General features: G+C 45.7%; 17 protein-coding genes. 9 read left to right on the top strand and 8 right to left on the bottom strand.

From position 1 onward, the window contains the following. Positions 1-229: 229 nt before the first annotated feature. Together FCL48_RS14065 and dtd are read right to left on the bottom strand one after the other, a co-directional pair. Entirely contained in the window at positions 230-3,148 is a 2,919-nt protein-coding gene (locus FCL48_RS14065) for an insulinase family protein (RefSeq protein WP_136872924.1), read from the bottom strand. 93 nt (positions 3,149-3,241) lie between these two features. After that, complete coding sequence (gene dtd / locus FCL48_RS14060; protein WP_136872923.1) at positions 3,242-3,691, bottom strand: D-aminoacyl-tRNA deacylase; 450 nt, start codon at positions 3,689-3,691, stop codon at positions 3,242-3,244. A 166-nt stretch (positions 3,692-3,857) separates the two neighbouring features. Here dtd and FCL48_RS14055 point away from each other — a divergent pair, with 166 nt between their 5' ends. Beyond that, the gene (locus FCL48_RS14055; RefSeq protein WP_136872922.1) at positions 3,858-4,253 is read left to right on the top strand and encodes a hypothetical protein; all 396 of its coding nucleotides are present in this window, start codon (positions 3,858-3,860) and stop codon (positions 4,251-4,253) included. A 59-nt stretch (positions 4,254-4,312) separates the two neighbouring features. Here FCL48_RS14055 and FCL48_RS14050 read toward each other — a convergent pair whose 3' ends face one another. From FCL48_RS14050 to FCL48_RS14040, 3 genes are all read right to left on the bottom strand, one after another. Beyond that, a complete protein-coding gene (locus FCL48_RS14050; RefSeq protein ID WP_136872921.1) occupies positions 4,313-5,542 on the bottom strand; it encodes a response regulator in 1,230 nt (409 codons plus the stop codon). A gap of 282 nt (positions 5,543-5,824) precedes the next feature. After that, entirely contained in the window at positions 5,825-7,126 is a 1,302-nt protein-coding gene (locus FCL48_RS14045; protein WP_136872920.1) for a sigma-54 dependent transcriptional regulator, read from the bottom strand. Beyond that, positions 7,127-8,812 (bottom strand): ATP-binding protein, encoded by a 1,686-nt coding sequence (locus FCL48_RS14040; RefSeq protein ID WP_136872919.1) that lies wholly within the window; start codon positions 8,810-8,812, stop codon positions 7,127-7,129. A gap of 299 nt (positions 8,813-9,111) precedes the next feature. On the opposite strand from FCL48_RS14040, the gene FCL48_RS14035 reads away from it, so the two are divergent. From FCL48_RS14035 to FCL48_RS14020, 4 genes are all read left to right on the top strand, one after another. Further along, the gene (locus FCL48_RS14035) at positions 9,112-10,050 is read left to right on the top strand and encodes a helix-turn-helix transcriptional regulator (RefSeq protein ID WP_136872918.1); all 939 of its coding nucleotides are present in this window, start codon (positions 9,112-9,114) and stop codon (positions 10,048-10,050) included. Positions 10,051-10,056: 6 nt separating this feature from the next. Further along, on the top strand, positions 10,057-10,947 hold the full coding sequence (locus tag FCL48_RS14030; RefSeq protein ID WP_371418679.1) for an extracellular solute-binding protein: 891 nt from the start codon (positions 10,057-10,059) through the stop codon (positions 10,945-10,947). A 101-nt stretch (positions 10,948-11,048) separates the two neighbouring features. Then, the gene (locus FCL48_RS14025; RefSeq protein ID WP_136872916.1) at positions 11,049-11,753 is read left to right on the top strand and encodes an ABC transporter permease; all 705 of its coding nucleotides are present in this window, start codon (positions 11,049-11,051) and stop codon (positions 11,751-11,753) included. After that, the gene (locus FCL48_RS14020; protein WP_169309225.1) at positions 11,740-12,795 is read left to right on the top strand and encodes an energy-coupling factor ABC transporter ATP-binding protein; all 1,056 of its coding nucleotides are present in this window, start codon (positions 11,740-11,742) and stop codon (positions 12,793-12,795) included. Before FCL48_RS14025 ends, FCL48_RS14020 begins: the two co-directional genes overlap by 14 nt. A 7-nt stretch (positions 12,796-12,802) precedes the next feature. On the opposite strand, the gene FCL48_RS14015 is transcribed toward FCL48_RS14020, so the two are convergent. After that, on the bottom strand, positions 12,803-13,228 hold the full coding sequence (locus FCL48_RS14015) for a hypothetical protein (RefSeq protein ID WP_136872914.1): 426 nt from the start codon (positions 13,226-13,228) through the stop codon (positions 12,803-12,805). A gap of 215 nt (positions 13,229-13,443) precedes the next feature. On the opposite strand from FCL48_RS14015, the gene FCL48_RS14010 reads away from it, so the two are divergent. The 3 genes from FCL48_RS14010 (at position 13,444) to FCL48_RS14000 (ending at position 15,581) form a co-directional block, all read left to right on the top strand. Further along, entirely contained in the window at positions 13,444-13,893 is a 450-nt protein-coding gene (locus FCL48_RS14010; protein ID WP_136872913.1) for a CBS domain-containing protein, read from the top strand. A 57-nt stretch (positions 13,894-13,950) separates the two neighbouring features. Next, positions 13,951-15,195, top strand: coding sequence for a mechanosensitive ion channel family protein (locus FCL48_RS14005; protein WP_136872912.1), 1,245 nt, complete (start codon positions 13,951-13,953; stop codon positions 15,193-15,195). A gap of 173 nt (positions 15,196-15,368) precedes the next feature. Next, positions 15,369-15,581 (top strand): dodecin family protein, encoded by a 213-nt coding sequence (locus tag FCL48_RS14000; protein ID WP_136872911.1) that lies wholly within the window; start codon positions 15,369-15,371, stop codon positions 15,579-15,581. A 182-nt stretch (positions 15,582-15,763) separates the two neighbouring features. On the opposite strand, the gene FCL48_RS13995 is transcribed toward FCL48_RS14000, so the two are convergent. Further along, positions 15,764-16,210: a flavodoxin domain-containing protein gene (locus FCL48_RS13995; RefSeq protein ID WP_136872910.1), complete on the bottom strand. Its 447-nt coding sequence runs from the start codon at positions 16,208-16,210 to the stop codon at positions 15,764-15,766. A 194-nt stretch (positions 16,211-16,404) separates the two neighbouring features. Further along, on the bottom strand, positions 16,405-17,082 hold the full coding sequence (locus FCL48_RS13990; protein WP_136872909.1) for a metal-dependent hydrolase: 678 nt from the start codon (positions 17,080-17,082) through the stop codon (positions 16,405-16,407). 328 nt (positions 17,083-17,410) lie between these two features. On the opposite strand from FCL48_RS13990, the gene FCL48_RS13985 reads away from it, so the two are divergent. Further along, on the top strand, positions 17,411-18,187 hold the full coding sequence (locus tag FCL48_RS13985; protein WP_136872908.1) for a response regulator: 777 nt from the start codon (positions 17,411-17,413) through the stop codon (positions 18,185-18,187).

The raw sequence follows: 18,187 nt of genomic DNA, 5'->3' as shown, positions 1-18,187 counted from the left end.
GTCATTGTGATTTTAAATTTGACCACATGATTTCATTTTTAGAAATCGATTATCGCAGAAGACAGTGTTTTTTTCGTTTCAGATCAAAAGTTCACCCTTCGGGTCAATACATATTTCCGCAGGTGAAGTGTTACAAGCCACTTGTAGTAATTTGCTACCGGAGTCTACCTTACCTGCTTCATGGCTTGTGTCTTGACCTGCGCAAAACTGTATTGATGAATAATCCAGGCTATAGTTCGATAAAAGCCTCGAAGAGTTCGGCATCTTTTTCTATTTTTTTACGATTTCCAATGATTGCTTTGTTGCTCAAAGGAGTCATTTGGGCAAAATTATCAGCAAATGAACGCAAGTCAGCAGGGCTTGTGGCAATAATTTCCTGAACCCGTTGTGCTTTGAATGCAGGGGTGATGCCATTAAGATAATCATTTCTTGCTGTGGCACCTTTTGCTGCCGTACTCTGGAGTGGATCAAAATTACCGTAGGTACCGATAATAAGCTGTTCCATCACCTTGGTGGGTAAGTCGAGTTTGGCGACGACTTCAGGTACTGCGTTGTAGGCGTCGTAGGTTTTCTTCACCTGTGGGTCTCGATAACTGATAAAGGCAAGGTTGCCGCTTATCTGACCAAATTGAATAAAACAACCATAGGCGCCACCCATTTGCCGGACGGTGTTCCAGAGGTAATCTCGGCTCAGGTAGGTTTTCAGTACTTCAAAATGGCCGTTATAACCAGCTCCATTCTTAAAGAGGTTGCCGCCTTGAACAGCGAAGACCACCTCTGCCGCTGTAATGAAGGCTTCGTGTCTCTTGATGTCAAGGGTCGGGACCCCATTTCGTTTCAGATTCTGGTTGCCGAGACTGTCGACAATGCAGTGTCCAACTTTTGAAAATTGTTCAATTTCTTTTGCGTCAGCCGTATTGGCGAGAATGAGATTTTTTTTGTTAAAAAGAAGCGTTGCGGTTTGTTCAAGGCTTGCCAGGAAAGCATCTTCTTTTTTCTGGTAATTCAGCGCCAGATCTTTGAGGGCCTGATAGGCTGTCACACCGCTGAACAGTTCATTGTAGGTGCCTGCATCGCTGAGATGGGCAAAGACTCTGGCTGCTGGCAGTGAGTACCCTTCACTCTGAACGGAGTGTTCCGCCCAGGCAAATTCCCGCCCTACAATTTCCCGGATACGACCTCTATTTGCAAAAGAGACAGAGGAAAAGATTTCTGAAACCAGCGCCAGAGCCCTTTCAAGGTAGTCGGGCAGACACTTGAGATGGACCCAGAAAACCGGCTGGGTGGTATTGCCATTGTCTTTTCTGGTATAGCTGGTCAGGGAGTAGGAGAGAGAGCCGGTGCAGGTGGCGACCTCTTTGGCAAACTGTTGGTAGTTCAGTCTCTTGGTTCCAATCTCGGTTATAATGGTACCGAAAAGATCGAGAAGGGGCAGGTTTTCAGGGGGGAGATGTGAGATGTCAAAGCCGATATCGATATAGCTGATATGGTTTGTTGGTAACTCGCTCACAAGTACCTGCTGGTTGAACATTTCTGTCGGTTCAACGGCGTGGAAGGCAAGGTCGCTTGTCAGATCATCCAGTGAAAGCTGGGGCAGTAGAGAGAGAGTTTCGATGCTGTTGGGTTGCAGCTGCTGCTTCATCAACTCCCGGGTTCGGTCGATTCTGGCCTGTCGTTCTTCCGGGCTTGCAGCAAGGTCTGCCTGGTTGAGTTTTTCCTGCTCTTTATCCAGGTTCATTTTTTGCTTTTGCGGATCTGGCGTTAAGGTGACCGTCACCTTTGAAGGATTATCGAGGAGATATTTTTTGATTAACTCTTCAAAATATCCTTCATGTAACGCCTTGTGGCGAAGAGAGGCAATGAGCTCTTCCGAGGTGAGAAATTGCAGTGGGTCTGTCTCGTATTTGAGACCCGTCATGGCCTTGCCAATAAGGTCAAGACCACGCTGGGCTTTGGAGGACTCTTCTCTGAAACTGAATTCAAATTTATTGAGCTCCGAGAGGACCAGCTCATGATCAAGGCCGTTATTCACCATTTCTTTGAGCGAATCGTTGTACAGTTCTAAAAAACGGTCCCGGTGTTCCGCCTCACTGCCCACTAGGTAGGTGAGCATCACGGTCCTGTACGAGGATGTTGAGAGGTAGATACCGCCAAAATCTTTGCACAGGCCACTTGAGACGATGGCGTTTTTCAAAGGAGACGCGTCGGAGTTAAAGAGAATGTTTGCGATAATCTGGAAGGCTGTATTTTCTTCGCGTTCGGCTACCGTGGAGATATTTGTGCCCACAGCCAGGAAGGTTTTTTCCTTCAGGTCGCTGGAATCGACAGCATAACTTTCGGTGATAAAGACCGGTTCTGTCGGCTGGCTGCCTTCAACAATGGTTGCCTTGGGTACACTTTTGTCGTAACTGGAAAAAAATTTAGACTGGAGAAACTCCAGTTCCTCTTCCAGCGGGGCGTCACCATAAACAAAGAACATGCCGTTGGAGGGATGGTAGTGGTTCTGGTGAAAGGCACAAAAATCTTCGTAGCTGAGGTCGGGGATATTCTGTGGATCTCCGCCGGATTCATGGGCGTAGGTCGACCCTGGCATGAGACCTGCGTAGACATGGTGGAAGATGTAACGGATAGGATCCGAGAAGGCACCTTTCATCTCATTGTACACCACACCCTGGTATTCCAGAGGCAGGTCTTCTGATTCCTGGTGGTAATGCCAGCCTTCCTGTTCAAAGGTCGCTCGTTCGAGCAGCGGGTTGAAGACAACATCGCAGTAAACATCCATGATGTTGAAATATTCTTTTAAATTTCTTGTGGCAAAAGGGTAGTAGGTGATATCTCCGCCGGTCATGGCGTTTAAAAAGGTTGTCAGGCCGCCTTTATTAATTTCTCCAAAGACATCTTTAATGGGATATTTTTTTGATCCCATTAAGACAGAGTGTTCAAGGATGTGGGCAACTCCGGTAGAATCGGTTGGAATGGTATTAAATGCAGCAGAAAAGGTTTTGTTGCTGTCACTGTTTTTTATTGCCAGAAGCGGGCAGTGCAGAAGTTGATGCTCAAAAAGGTATACATCTGAATCAATCTCTTGAATATATCTGTGGTTCTTGAGGGTGAAGCCGGAATAGGTCGATCCTTGGGAAAATGTCATGAAAAAATCCTTGTCCTGTTAATTGGTGGTGTTTTAGATACTGCAGGTACCAACTCTGATTGTAGGCTGTATCCATTTAATATGGATACAACGTTATATTGTTTTTTCTGAGTCAAGGAGAAGGGTGACAGGTCCATCATTGATAAGCTCAACCTGCATGTCTGCCTGAAATACTCCGGTGGCAACCTTTATCCCCTTGGTTTTTATTTCTGTAATAAACTGCTGGTACAATGGTTCAGCATGGAGCGGAGGTGCCGCATTTGAGAATCCGGGCCTGCGGCCTTTACGACAATCTCCGTATAGCGTGAATTGTGAGATTATAAGCATTTCACCCTCAATGTCTGCAAGGGATTTGTTCATTTTTCCTTCCGTATCCTCAAAAATCCGCAAATGTATGATTTTATCTGCGAGCCATTGCAGATCTTTTTCTGTGTCTTCTTTGCGAATACCAACAAAAACAAGGAGCCCTCGTTGTATTGCGCCGATGACCTGGCCCTCGACGCTGACCTGGGCGCGACTCACTCTTTGGACGATTACTCTCATGCTTTTTCCCGTCTTTTTATTGGTTTGTGATTGTTTTGCCTGACTTTATGAGTCACGACACTATTATGTACAAATGATTTCATATTACACTTTTCAGATGGTATACTGCTTTTACCACGTCTTTAACAGTCATTATAACTACTTTAACTACCATGCAGGAATGTAAATGATTAAACAACTTCAAAGCCTCATTGTTCAGCTCTCAGGGGAGCTTCCGGGCATACTTGCGGCCGCAGTCGTGACTGTGGAAGATGGAATGTCCATTGCCGAGATAAGTCGAAGAGATGATATTGAGCCAGCTGTTGCTGCTGCCTATCTTGCATCTATAGTCAAATCAAACGCAAAGGCAATAAATCTCCTGGCAGATGATGAGGTTGTTGACGATATTTTAATTACAACCAGCAAATACCACTTTATCATTCGTCATGTGGACGGGCAGCCCTTTTTTGTTTTTCTGATGACGACCAGGGAAGAATGGCTTGGCAAGGCAAGAAAACTGATAACAAAATATGAAGTGGAGTTCGCCCGGTTTAGTGGCTATCTGGAAGAGAATTATCTGTAAGTATAGGACAATCTGGGCCGGCGGTCAGCTCGGCCCATGAGGATGTTGAGATTGGCGTATTAAAGAGATGCTGCTTCTCGTATCTTTGCTGAATTCTTCTTGATACTGATCCTGATCCAGCCGAGATTCGTTTCCTGATCGGCCACGATGACTAAAAATGCATCTTCGCCCACGGGAGCAAACATGACCGGTCCGTTCTCGAATTCAAACATGGTCATTTTCAGGTCACCCTGACCCAACTGATTCCCCATGGATTCAGCGGATCCAAAACCCGAGGAGGCAATTGCACCAATCATTTCAGCGTCAATACCCGCTCTTGCAAGGCTGTCGAGCAAAAAACCGTCCCGTCCAACAAGACATGCTGTATGGACGCCTTCAATGTTGGTGAACTCTGCCAAAATACTCTGAATCGCTGTCATTTCAAAATCCTCAGTTATTGTAGTTAATTCATCTTCTATTGTATTTTCTTCTGTTGAATCTACTGGCGCAGCGGAACTCTCTTCTTCTGCTTCAAAGATTACCTCCTGCTGGCCTGTTGCAAAGGTCTCACCGAGCCGCAGGGCTACAAGTTCTTCGGCTTCTGCTAACTGGTCTGCGACGGTGTCGTTCCGGCTGTACTTCTCGTCACTCTGGACGGCAGCCTTGAAAAGGAGGGCTTCAATACTTTTTTCTATCGTTACCATCGGAGGCTGTACGCCGTTGATATTCTGCAGTGAGCCCCCGTTGAAACCAAGAATGGTAAAAAAAGCATCTTCACCAGTGGCATCTCCACATATGGCATGGACTACGGTACCCTCTTTGAAATATATCATGCCCTCCCTGTCACTGGTGCTGACCTTAAGAGCAGCCGTTGCCCGAGACAGGCCATTGAGTTGCACGATATCAATGAGATCGATACCGTCGAGGGTGCCCTGGAACCTGTCACCACGGCTCAATATATTCTCAACGATGGTCCGCACGTCCTTTATATCGAAGGGCTTTTCGATAAAACGCAGACTCCCGCTCGTCATTGCCTGGTTTTCATAGGCGTTTGAGGGATATGCAGTCATGATAATCACGCCTGTATCCGGGAACTTATTGTTTATCTCGACAAGCAGGTCAAGACCGCTGATGCCCGGCATATTGATATCAGTGATCACAAGGTTAATGGGTTTATCGCTGAGAACTGCCAGGGCTTCTTCTCCGGATTTGGCTGCGAGGATTTCAACATCGGTCATTCCCTTGTTGAGGTTTCTCTGGAGCATCCAGAGCATATCCTCTTCGTCATCAACAACCAGGACTCTTTTCATATACTCACCTGTAGAACGCTAAAATTAATCTGCGATGTCGAGATGGGCCTCAGGGGCTTTCATCTTGTGCGATTTATACTCTTTAAGGCGATAGTGTAGCAAAAGATAGACCACCCTTATGTGCTTTAAATGTCAAGCGTGGTAATCCCAGAAAATAGGATGCCTGACAGGTTGTCGTAGAGTTCGCGGCGATCTCAGCGGGCTTGTCCAGACTGGTCATAAAATAGACATCTGGTCAGAATCTGACCAGGCTGGCAGTGGGGCGCCTGATATTCACGGAGGTTATAACTTTTCCCGTAGAGTTGTTCTTGAGATTTCTAAAATACGGGCAGCCTTGGATTTATTGTTATTGACCCTGGCCAGAACCTTTTTGATATAGCGCCGTTCCATTTCTTTCAGGCTGACCAGAGGGTCTTTGTCGCTCGTCTTTACAGAGAACTCCTCTGTGAGGCTGTTCATGGTCAGCCAGTACCCCTTGTTAAAGATGATTTCTCGCTCGATGGTGTTGCGCAATTCCCTGATATTTCCATACCAGCTGTGTTGTTGAAGTCGTGCAAGCCCATCAGGGCTGAAGCCCTGAACTGAACGTCGGAGTTCTTTTGCAAATTGGTGGAGAAAGCTCTCTGCGAGTAAAATAATATCGTTGCCGCGGTCTCGAAGAGGTGGAAGGGCGATGGGGATAACGTTGAGGCGGTAGTACAGATCTTCCCTGAAGTTTGCCTTGGCAATATTCTCGAGTAAATCAGCGTTCGTCGCAGCCACAATACGTATTTTAACGCTGATGTCCTTTACTCCGCCAACCCGTCGGAATGTTGATTCTTCAATGAGGCGAAGAAGCTTGGGTTGTAAGTCCATGGGGAGGTTGCCTATTTCGTCAAGAAAGAGTGTGCCACCTGCTGCGATTTCAACCAGACCTTTTTTTTCCTGACGTGCATCGGTGAATGCACCCTTTTCGTGGCCAAAGAGTTCAGATTCGATAAGAGCGTTCGACAGGGTTCCGCAGTCAATTTTAACAAAGACACCGTTTGTACCTGAGCGGCTTTCGTGAATCGCTCTGGCGACCAGTTCCTTGCCAGTTCCTGTTTCTCCTGAAACCAGTACCGGAGAATCCACTTCAGCTGCGGTTTGAATAGTTTTTTTAACTCTATGCATTCCCGGGCTTTCACCGATTATCGAGTCAAGGCCGATTGCCGTATGCTCAAGAGACGCCTTTTTTCGACTGATTCTTGCCTGCAGTACTCTGTTAAGAATTGATGTGAATTCGAGCAATTCAAAAGGCTTTACGATGTAATCAATTGCTCCGGCTCTCAGCGCATCGACAGCGGTTTTTGCATCATTGAGGCCGGTGAGTATGACAATATCCAGATCTTCACTGGTTTCTTTGATGGTCGGAATAAGATCGATTCCATTGACATCGGGCAGGCCAATGTCAAGGAAGATGAGGTCGATCACCGTTGACTGAAGGATCTCCATGGCGTCCTGACCGCTGGCTGCGGTGGTAACGCTGTAGCCTTGTTTTTGTACGACCTTGGTTAGTGCATAGCGGAGATCTTCCTGGTCGTCGACTATAAGGACACTGCTCATCTAGACTGCCGCCTGGAAAAAAATAGTGAATGTCGTTCCCTTACCTTCCTCACTTTGAAGAACAATTTCAGCGTCATTTTCTTTCAGGGTACGGTACACAATGGAGAGGCCAAGGCCTGCACCTGATGTTTTAGTGGTAAAAAAAGGTTCAAAGACCTGTTCAGCTATATGGGGTGACATTCCTGCACCGTTATCTGTGAAATTAACGACAACATAGGGGACATCGGCAAGAAGTCCGGGGTACTCTTTTTTGTAGAGCAATAACTCTTCCAAGCCTATGAGTTTTGCTGTGATTGTGATCTCGCCCTGCTGGCGGATGGTGTCTATGGCGTTGAGGAAGAGATTGAGAAAAACCTGTTGCACCTGATGGGAATCGGCTATTATCGGCGGCAGACGCTCCGCTATATCCTCGGTCAGACTGATATGATTTTTCGAGAGTCTGTTGTTGATAAGGGGCTTGGTTTCAGCAAGAATTATGGATAATGGGGTGGGACGCTTTTTTGGTTCTGCGGGCCTTGCATAGGAAAAAAAGTCACTGAGCAGAACATTGAGGCGGTCGACCTGGCGAATGATTCTCTGGGAACACTCGAGCTGTTCACTGTTACTGGAGGCCTCTTCCTCAATGGACTGGGCCATGATTTTGATTCCCGCCAGGGGGTTGCGTACCTCATGGGCAACAGCTGAGGCGATCTCTGCTACAGTGGAAAGCCTGTTCATTTTTTCCATCTCCTTGCGTACGTACTTAAGCTCTGAGATATCGGCCATGGAGATGATAACTCCAACCTTATTGTCCTGGGCATCTTCACGGCTGACGTTGGAATAGCCAATTATCTTCCTGTCGCCATCCTGATTGATGATAGAGACTTCCCGGTCCAGTTGTTCGGAGCCAGCCGGCAGAACTTCAAGAAGTTTTACGGTATTTTCTTTGCCGAAAAGAGTGGCAAGATATTGACCGTCAAGCTGATGTGTAAAGGATTTAAGGATTGTCTGGGCGGCAGAATTACTCTTTATTATTTTACCATCAAGGTTTGCGACAATTAAACCATATTTCAAGCCCTGGATGATTGACTCGGAGAACTTTTTTTCCTCCCGCAGACTGATAATGGAAATGCGAAGATCATTTACCAGCCTGATGAGTTGCTGATCCATTTGCTGGGTTTCAATGATGACTGCAAAGATATTCGCTATTGCTTCCAGCAGGGTTTTGACCTCATCGCTGGGTTCTTTTCTGTTGGCCACGTAAATGGATAAAACTGCCAGAGCAAGGCCATCTTTTTTTACCGGAATATAATAGGCCCCGGGGAATGGATACGGGTTTTTTGAGAAATCGTGGAGAGGTGGCGGGGTGGAGAAATATCGTGGGACCCCGCTCAGGGCAACCTGGCCGCAGTGACAGATCCCAAAAGGATGATCTCCGCAGGTGAGTTCGTTATCTGAGGTGGATCTGTTGGCAATTTTCATTGTCATTGTCTCAGAGGTATGGTCAACCAGAAAAAAAATGGCCCTGGGGCCGAGCATCAGATGTTTTTGTTCTATGAGATAGTCAAGGATGTTCTTGATTTTAATCTGAAAAGGGTGGGGCTTGAGGGCAACCTGGAGAACATTGATCAGGATAGACTGGTGGCTGAGATTACCGGGAGATGGGTGGTTTAAAAAAGGAGTCTCATGGAAGTCAGTGGTTGCCATAGCCTTTTGCTACTTGTCCTGAAGTTGGTCAGAAAGGGATTGAACTGAGCTGGAAACGCAATAATACCTTGATGTTTATAGGGAAAACAAGGAAATTACGATAAAGCTCTTTTTTTAGAAAAATATTATGTGTATACTCAACGTTTTTTTTTGACGGGGAAATAGTTGTATCGCTGTCGTTTTTAGTTATTTTTGGTCGTTCTTTGAAATCTATGAACCTAGCCATGGAAAAAAACATCGCTATTGATTACCTCTTTTTTGTGACTATTTTCTGGTTCCCCAAGAGGAGTGTTTTATAAATGAACGGATTACAGAGAAGTAAATTTTTAACGACCAAAGAGGTTGCACAGCTTCTCCATGTCAATGACAAGATGGTGTATTCTCTTGTCAATGAAAAGGGGTTGCCTGCGACGAAGGTTACGGGGAAATGGCTTTTTCCCAGGCGTCTTGTTGAAGATTGGCTTGAAACGCATATCATCAACTATAAAAAGCCAGGCTTTGGCGATCTGGCCGAAGAAGGGGTGTTGCTGCTCGCCGGCAGTGATGATCTGCTGTTCCAGCAGACATTAACACTTTTTCATCAGAAAGATCCCAGTATGATAGGTTTTTTTGCCAACCTCGGGAGTATGGGGGGCCTCAAAACCCTCCGGCGGGGTGTGTGTCATATCGGGGTATGTCATCTTTTGCAGGATGACAATGAAGAATACAATTTTGATTTTGCCGATCAGGAACTGGATAAGGCTCCTGTTTTTGTCAATTTCAGCCGCAGGCAACAGGGACTTCTTGTTCAAAAGGGAAATCCCAAGGGTATTACCTGTGTTGCTGATCTGGCCGGAAAAGATATCACTATTGTCAATCGTCCACTTGGGACGGGAACCCGGCTGCTACTCGATTACGAAATTGCTAAATCTGAAATATCGGCCAGTCAGGTGTCAGGATACGGGAGAGAAGTGTCCAGGCATCTTGACGCAGGTCTGGAAGTCCTTGCAGGGAGGGTGGATGTCGCTCCGGGAATACGTTCTGTTGCAGGTGTATTAGATCTTGGATTTGTTCCACTGCGCTGGGAACGTTTTGATCTCTTGATCTTAAGGGAACGGTTTTTTGAGAGAGGGATTCAGAACTTTATCGGTTTGCTTCATGAAAAATCGTTTAAAGATCTCGCTGCAAGTTTTGAAGGGTACGATGTATCACTGTGTGGAAAAATGCTTTTTCCAGATAACTTTAACCAGGAGGAATAATACATGTTGAAAAAAATGAGTGTGTTGGTTGCAGCGCTGTGCGTTGTAGTGGGAATGCAGACAGCGGCGTTTTCAGAGGACAAAGTTTTAAAGATGTCCACTACAACCAGTACCCAGTCTTCAGGTCTGTTGGATCTGCTGTTGCCGGAATTTAAAAAAGATACCGGAATTGATATCAAGGTTATCGCCAAGGGCACGGGTGCTGCGATTCGTGACGGAGAGGATGGCAACGTTGATGTGATTTTTGTGCATGCCAGAGAACGTGAGGATAAATTCGTTGCTGATGGTTTCGGAACAAAGCGTTATGCCGTTATGCACAACGATTTCGTAATTATTGGACCAGCAGCTGATCCCGCAGGTATTAAAGGTCTCTCTGATGCTGGTCAGGCCCTTGCCAAAATCGCTGCTGCAAAGGCAACCTTTGTTTCCCGTGGCGATGACAGTGGTACCCATACCAAGGAACAGGACCTCTGGACCAAATCAGGTCTTGATCTGCTCGAAATGACCCAGAGCATCGTGAAAGGTGGCAAGAAAGCCGATATCACCTACAAGGTTCCTGCCGATTCTGATGCATGGTACCGTTCAATTGGTCAGGGCATGGGAAAAACCATTACCTTTGCTGAAGAAAAGCAGGCATATACCATGAGTGATCGTGGAACCTTCATCAAATTCAAATATGGAAAAACCCCTGCTGTTGACCTTGAGGTGTTGACAGAAGGTGGTGATGATCTTGCCAATCCATATGGTATTATTCCTGTCAATCCAGCAAAACACCCACACGTGCAAAATGATCTTGCTATGCAGTTTGTAGACTGGATTATTTCAGAAAAGGGACAGAAGATGATCGGAGACTACCGTCTTGAAGGTCAACAACTCTTTTTCCCGGATGCAAAATAGTTACTGGCAAAGAACCTGATAAGGTTTTAGTTTAAAGGGAAGGTGATGATACACCTTCCCTTTTTTTGTAATTATGATTCCCTCTGCCCCCATATCTTCCTATGGATCTTCTTTTTGATAGTGTTGCTTCTGCCTTCGTACTCCTGTGGTCGTTTGACCGGGAGTTGCTTGAAATCGTGCTTGTCTCTTTGAATGTAAGCTTTTTCGCAACCCTTATTGCCTCAATTGTTGGCATTCCCGGTGGTTTTGTTATTGCGTATTCGACCTTTCCGGGCAAAAGACTGGTGCTCACCTGTTTGAATACCCTGCTTGCCCTGCCCACGGTTGTGATCGGTCTGCTTGTCTATTCTTTTATTTCCAGAAAGGGGTTGTTTGGCTCTTTTGACCTTCTCTATACCCAGAAAGCCATCATCATTGGCCAGGTTATTCTCATTGTCCCTGTCATCATGACCCTGACCATCGCTGCGGTCAGCAGAATTGACGACCGTTATCGGATGACCGCGCTCACCCTTGGAGCCGATATATATCAGATGGCATGGGTCGTCCTCCGGGAAGCGCGTTATGGTATTCTGGCAGCGGTGATTGCTGCTTTTGGCCGCGTTATAGCTGAGGTAGGTATCAGCATGATGCTCGGTGGCAACGCCAAAGGCTTTACCAGAACAATGACTACGGCAATGGCTCTGGAGTACGATAAAGGCGAGTTCGTTCTGGCTGTTGCCCTGGGAATCACTCTTATGAGTCTTGCCTTTCTCATTAATATGCTATTCCACTTTTTTCAGGGAAGGACGGAAAGTGAAGCTGTATAAACTTGAAAATATAAAAAGAATCCACGGAAACCGTACTGTTCTCGATATTGAAGATCTTGAAATTGCAGCCGGAAAGATCTACACCCTCATAGGGCCAAACGGTGCGGGTAAAACCACTCTATTGAAGATTCTCTCTTTTCTCGATTCTCCAAGTCAGGGAAGGATGCATTTTATGGGAGAAGAGGTGTTGTGCGGCGAGAAGCATCTCTATGGCTTTCGGAAAAGAGTGGTTTTACTTGATCAGAGTCCGATAATGTTCACAGGGTCGGTATGGAAAAATATCGAATTTGGTCTCAAGGTCAGAAATATTAGAGAGGATGAAAAGGGTCGTCGAATCCGGGAGGTCCTTGACCTGGTAGGTATGGCGCGCTTTAAGGATTACAATGCCCGCGGGCTTTCAGGAGGGGAGACAAAACGAATCGCCCTTGCAAGAGCCCTGGTACTCCAGCCAGAAGTACTCCTTTGTGATGAGCCAACTGCAAATGTTGATGCCGAGAATCAGGAGATCATTCTTGATATCATCGAGCAAATCAATAAAGAACAGAAGACCTCAGTTATTTTTTCAACCCATTATCTTTCTCAGGGCCAGCGTTTGGCTGATCATAGCCTGCTCTTGCAGCGAGGCTCTCTTTCTGAGATGGCCAATGAGAATATTTTTCGAATAACAGTCGCAGGGTATGAGGGTGATAAGACCCTTTGCCAGCTAACCGGCCAACTCATCATTAAAATTCCCAAAGAGGCTCTGCCTCTGGATAAAAGTTTTGCCAAGGTGCATATAGACCCGTATTTACTAACATTTGAGCCGGGATGCGAAAAGCGAACAGATGGTAATGTTGTTCGCGGCCATGTGACGGATATCAGTCAGGAGAGCGGCAGTGTCCGGCTCGGAGTGGATGTTGGAGTGAAGATGGTTCTCATTTTTCCAATGGAGCAGTATCTCCTGGAAAAACCGTCTCTTGGACAAAAACTGAATATTTTTATACCTGATCAGGCTTTGGGGTTCAGCAGTTTTGAATCGTCGCTCTCTTCTTCCAGAAAATAAGAGAACTCTACTGCTTGCAGGGAAATTTATTGCGCTGGGTGATGGCGTTGGTGATCGTATGCTTCGCGGTTCTGTCTTTGATGATCTGGGAAATTTCTCTGGCAAAAGCGTTTTCACATTCGGCACTGCATCTTCCAAGGTATTTCTGGTCAAGACAGTAGCGGGGGCATTCAGGCGAAAGCTGCTTGCTTTTGGAGTATTTTTTTCCAGAAAAAAGAGCGCCAAAGGACCGAACCTTTATCCCTAATGTTGATCCGCACTCTTGCGTGTTGTGGGTAAAAAAGAAGATTCCTTCATTCAGAATCCCGAAATTTGCCTGATATCCGTTAAAAGAGATGTTGGGGTCAGCGAGAAAAGAGTCTATTGAATGCCACTGTGAGTTACACATGGAACAGGTTTTAAATAATTCACTTATTTCAACGGTAGTGCCCATACTACATGTCCTTTCGAAATGGTAAAATAGTCAAGAGAATCAAGCTACAGACAAACTATACATAAGTTGGCTGAAAAAAGGAACAAAACGTCGTTTGCAGAAGTAGAAATATGACCACAGTTTAATCAAGTCGTGTTTATAATCATGGTGAGGAGTAGTATTACGGGTGAAGTACTTTTCGCGATGGTGATATTTATTGAGCACAAGGAGATGCCATGAAAAAAGCAATTGATATTATGACAAAAGAAGTTGTGACAGTGGGAAAAGAGACCACGGTTCCAGAACTGGCAAAGCTCTTTGCGACGCATAGTATTGGTGGAATACCGGTTGTAGATTCAGAAGGAAAATTGTTGGGAGTTGTCACAGAAAGCGATCTTATCGATCAGAATAAAAAGGTTCATATTCCCACCGTTATCACAATCCTCGATTCTGTCATTTACCTGGAAAGCCCAGACAAAATGGAAAAAGAAATGCTGAAAATAGCCGGGACCACGGTTGGGGATATTTATACTCCAAATCCTCTCACCGTCAGAGAGGATACTTCCCTTGAAGATATTGCTACGATCATGTCGGAGAAAAATGTCCATACCCTTCCTGTAATGCGGGACTCTGAACTCGTTGGTGTCATAGGTAAGCGTGATATCATTAAAACTCTTATGAGCTGACATGGCGAACGTTGTTTTTTTAAAGTACCTTGAATGAATTGTATTGATGGAGGTGGAATGGGGAAGGACGTACAACGGAGACGGTGTGGCTATGGCACTGTTTCCGTCTCTTTTTTACTTGTAGTGTCTGTGTATTCCAGGGTTGGTGCCGGAGTGAAAGAGGATTCTGCGGGGAGCTTTGAGCAGAGTGTCATCTCATTTTTACGCCCGGTCATTGAGATTTTTGCAGGCAACAGCTGGTTGCAGGGAGTCGCGGCAATAGCCGCAACGTTTACTGTTGCTTCCGTTGTTACCTGGATACTGTTTAAAGTTGTAAAAAAATTTACATCCCGAACAAAGATTGATTTTGATGATCATATAACTGCGCTGGCGCGACCACCGGTCTACTATACTTTTCTCGTGAGTGGCTTCACCTATGGCCTGTCACTCATGCCCCTTTCTGCCGTTGTGCATCAGATAGGTGTACGATCTATCCAGAGCCTTGGTGTCGTTGTCTGGGTCCTGTTTTTCAGCAGGCTCTCATCCCTGCTGCTCAACCGCCTGGCCCTGCTTTCCCATAAATTTGCCTTTATTGAGCGGCGCACCGTGACCTTGTTTGAAAATGTCGCGAAGGTGGTGATCTTTGGCGTAGGCTTATACCTTATTTTTGTCATCTGGAAAATTGATATGACAGCCTGGCTTGCCTCTGCCGGAATCGTTGGGATTGCTGTTGGTTTTGCCGCAAAGGATACGCTGTCCAATTTATTTTCCGGCGTATTCATCTTAGCCGATGCCCCCTACAAGGTTGGGGATTTTATCGTGATGGATAATGGTAGCAGGGGGCAGGTGACAAACATCGGTCTGAGGTCCACAAGAATCCTCACAAGAGACGATGTTGAGGTAACCATACCCAACTCGATTATGGGAAATTCAACGATTATCAACCAGTCAGGCGGGCCTTCTGAAAAAATGAGGGTTCGGTTGACAGTTGGAGTTGCCTACGGTTCTGACATCGACCTGGTAAAAGATCTCATGCTGTCGATTGCGCAAAATGAGCCACAGGTGTGCAGTACCCCTGAGCCGAGTCTGCGATTTCGGGTATTCGGTGCATCGAGTCTTGATTTCGAGCTGCGTTGCTGGGTGTCTCACCCAAGGTACTGCAGCAGGGTAATAGATGCATTGAATAGTAAAATCTATAAGGAGTTTGAACGATTGCAGATTGAAATTCCGTATGCAAAACAGGATTTATACATCAAGGGATTACCTGAAGGTTTTTCGGGTTTAAACAGTGTGGGCGGGGGCGTTATCTCTGATCAAAAATAGCAGGCGAGCTTGTGTCCTGTCCGGATAAAATTTACAGCTCACTTTTTTGATGTAAATATGATAAGATAAAGCATGGTAGAAATTATTCCTGGGTGTACGCTGGGGTTCTTTTGGAAAGTCCCCGGCTGTGGACAGCAGTAACTGTTCGTCAACTTTAACCAAGGGGGATATCTATGTCTGAGAGCGTGTATAAAATTATCGAAATGGTAGGCGCAAGCACAAAATCCTGGGAGGACGCAACCCAAAATGCTATTAATTCTGCAGGCTTAAGTCTGCGAGACTTGCGTATTGCCGAAGTTGAAAAACTGGATTTGAAGATTGAAGATGGCAAAGGGACTCTTTACCGTGCCCGGGTAAAGCTGTCTTTTAAAGTGTTATCTGACTAATTGTTTTAAAGGAGTTCAGCTTCCCCGACGAAACTGTGTCGGGGAACCTGGGTCGGGGCGAATTGAAGCCCTTGAGAGAACATACCACAGCGGGCGTAGCTTGTATGTGGGAGCTGTTTTTTGAAAAAGATCCAGGGCTGCAACCTTATTACTGCCGCCCCGGTTCTTCAGACTGGAGGCCGTCAGCTACCTAATTTTTCTCCAACGGCTTTGCCATAATCCTGACAGGCTTTTAAACCTTCCTCTTTGCCGACCATGGCCTCAGTTAAATTGAGCGGACCGAGATCGGTCATATCCATCTTGAAGACGTGGCGCATGGTGTCGTAGATCATCGGCGCACTTTCACCACTGTGGGTATGCGAACCAAAGGCTCCGCCTATCTTGCCCGTAAGGTTTGCAAGTTCCGCCTTAAAGAGGAATTGTTTCATGCCGCCAGTCATATCCTTGTGATAGGTAGGGCAGCCGAAGAGATAACCGTCGTAACCGATAACATCGAGTTCGTTTTCAATGTCGGCAATTCTTTTTACCGTAACATCACAGGCTGCAAAACGTAATCCCTCTGCAAGGTAATTTGCCATGGCCTCTGTTTTTCCTGTCCTGCTTGAGTAGACAATCAATACTTTTTTCATGGAACCTCCTGGTAGATTTAAACTTCGGCTTATTTATGGTTTATTCGTCCAGCTGTGAAGGTTGATTAGGTTATATATAGTTGGTTGCAACATTTGAGTCTATAGGTTCTTTATGGAGCAATGAGCCGTTTTGCTAACGATTCTATTGAGCGTTTGAGAACTGTCAACAGCCATCCTGGGTAGAGAAATAGCAATTACAGAGTTATTTCCTGTCCAAATTCCATAACTTGCGCCTTAAAGCCGTTCTTGATTACTTTTTCGGCAAAGACATTGGGGTCAGCTTCAATTACAGGAAACGTATTGTAATGCATGGGGATGGCGACGCCAGGCTTTGTCAGTTCTACGGCTTTGACCGCATCATCTATGCCCATGGTGAAGTTGTCGCCTATGGGCAGCAGCATGTAATCAATGGCTGTCATCTCCCCTATGAGCTTCATATCATAGAAAAGCCCCGTGTCACCCGTGTGATAGACTGTTTTTCCATCGATTGTGAGAAGAACTCCGGCAGGCTCTCCTCCGTAGGTATTGTCGGGTGTCATCGAGCCGTGGTGGGCAATGGTAAATTTTAATCGGCCAAACTCAAATACATGGGCTCCACCAATGTGCATATTATGAGCCCGAAAGCCCTTCTCTGCACAATAGTTGGCGAGCTCGTTGACACAGATAAAAAGCGGGTCTGTGCGTTGAGCGATTTTAAATGCGTCGCCAACGTGATCTCCGTGCGCGTGGGTGAGAACTATGTAGTCTGCGACGACATTTTCCGAGCGAACCGGAGAGGTTGGGTTGTCATCAAGAAAGGGATCAATGAGAATGACTCTACCCGCATCGGTTGTAATCTGGAATGATGAGTGTGAGAAGTACCTGAGTTTCATGTCTGTCTCCCTTGTATCCGTTCATAGTTGCCGAGTGGATTGGTGTAAAAACAGTGCAAAATGTTGATCGCAATCGCAGATAAAACAGTATCAAGAAAGTTCTATGTTTTCAATCGCTTTGTAATGAATTTAATAATTATTCCTTTTTGTGTTTTATTCGTTGAGTCTATTCTGCAGGCCAAATAAATTTGACTCGCTGTTTGAATCTCACATAAGATACAAGGAAGCAATGGTCCAACTCTTGCTGTTTGATTGGAGAAAATTGTATGAACTCCATCTTAACCGCAAATAATATATAAGATCTAATAACCGGGAAACGGGATTGGCAATGCAACAAATTCTGCTTGTTGAAGACAGCATGATGTTTGGCCGAATGGCAAAAAAACGACTGGAAAAAGATTTTCAAGTGCCCGTGATCTGGGCACAGAGTCTGGCTGCAACAGAACAGATTTTAGAGGCTGAAAATGGGAATTTTTCTGTGGCCTTACTTGACCTGAATTTACCTGATGCCCCTCAGGGAGAAGTCATAGATAAAGTGGTTGACCGGGGAATATCGGCGCTTGTATTTACAACCAGTATGAAGGCAGATGTTCGCAATATGATCTGGGAAAAAAAGGTGGCCGATTATATCATCAAAGAAGATCCCAACAGCCTTGATTACATTGTTTCTGCCATTCGCCAGCTGGAGAGAAACCAGGACTCTCTGGTGCTTGTTGTTGACCCGTCCGACAGTAGGCGCAGTTATCTGTCAGAGCTGCTCTATGTGAGGAAGTTCAGGGTACTGAACGCTTCTGATTGCGTTTCAGCCCTGGCAATCATTAATCAATATCCTGATATCAAGCTGGTCATTACTGACTTTGATGCATCTGATCTTGACAGCTGTCTTTTTTGTCAGAAAGTTCGAGAAAAGCACCCTTTTGAAGAGCTTGGACTCATTGGTTTTATTCCATCAGAAGATAGACTTGCGGGGATAAAATATATCAAAAGCGGAGCAACTGATTATCTGATTAAAGAGCCTTTTATCGCAGAGGAGTTTTATTTAAAAATCAGTCGTGCTCTTGAAATAGTTAACCTCAACACCCTTCTTCAAAAGGCAACGGCGTAG

Source organism: Desulforhopalus sp. IMCC35007 (assembly GCF_005116575.1).
Lineage (GTDB): Bacteria > Desulfobacterota > Desulfobulbia > Desulfobulbales > Desulfocapsaceae > Desulforhopalus_A.
Note: the sequence above shows the minus strand (reverse complement) of the source record. Positions and strands in the feature narration are given on the sequence as shown.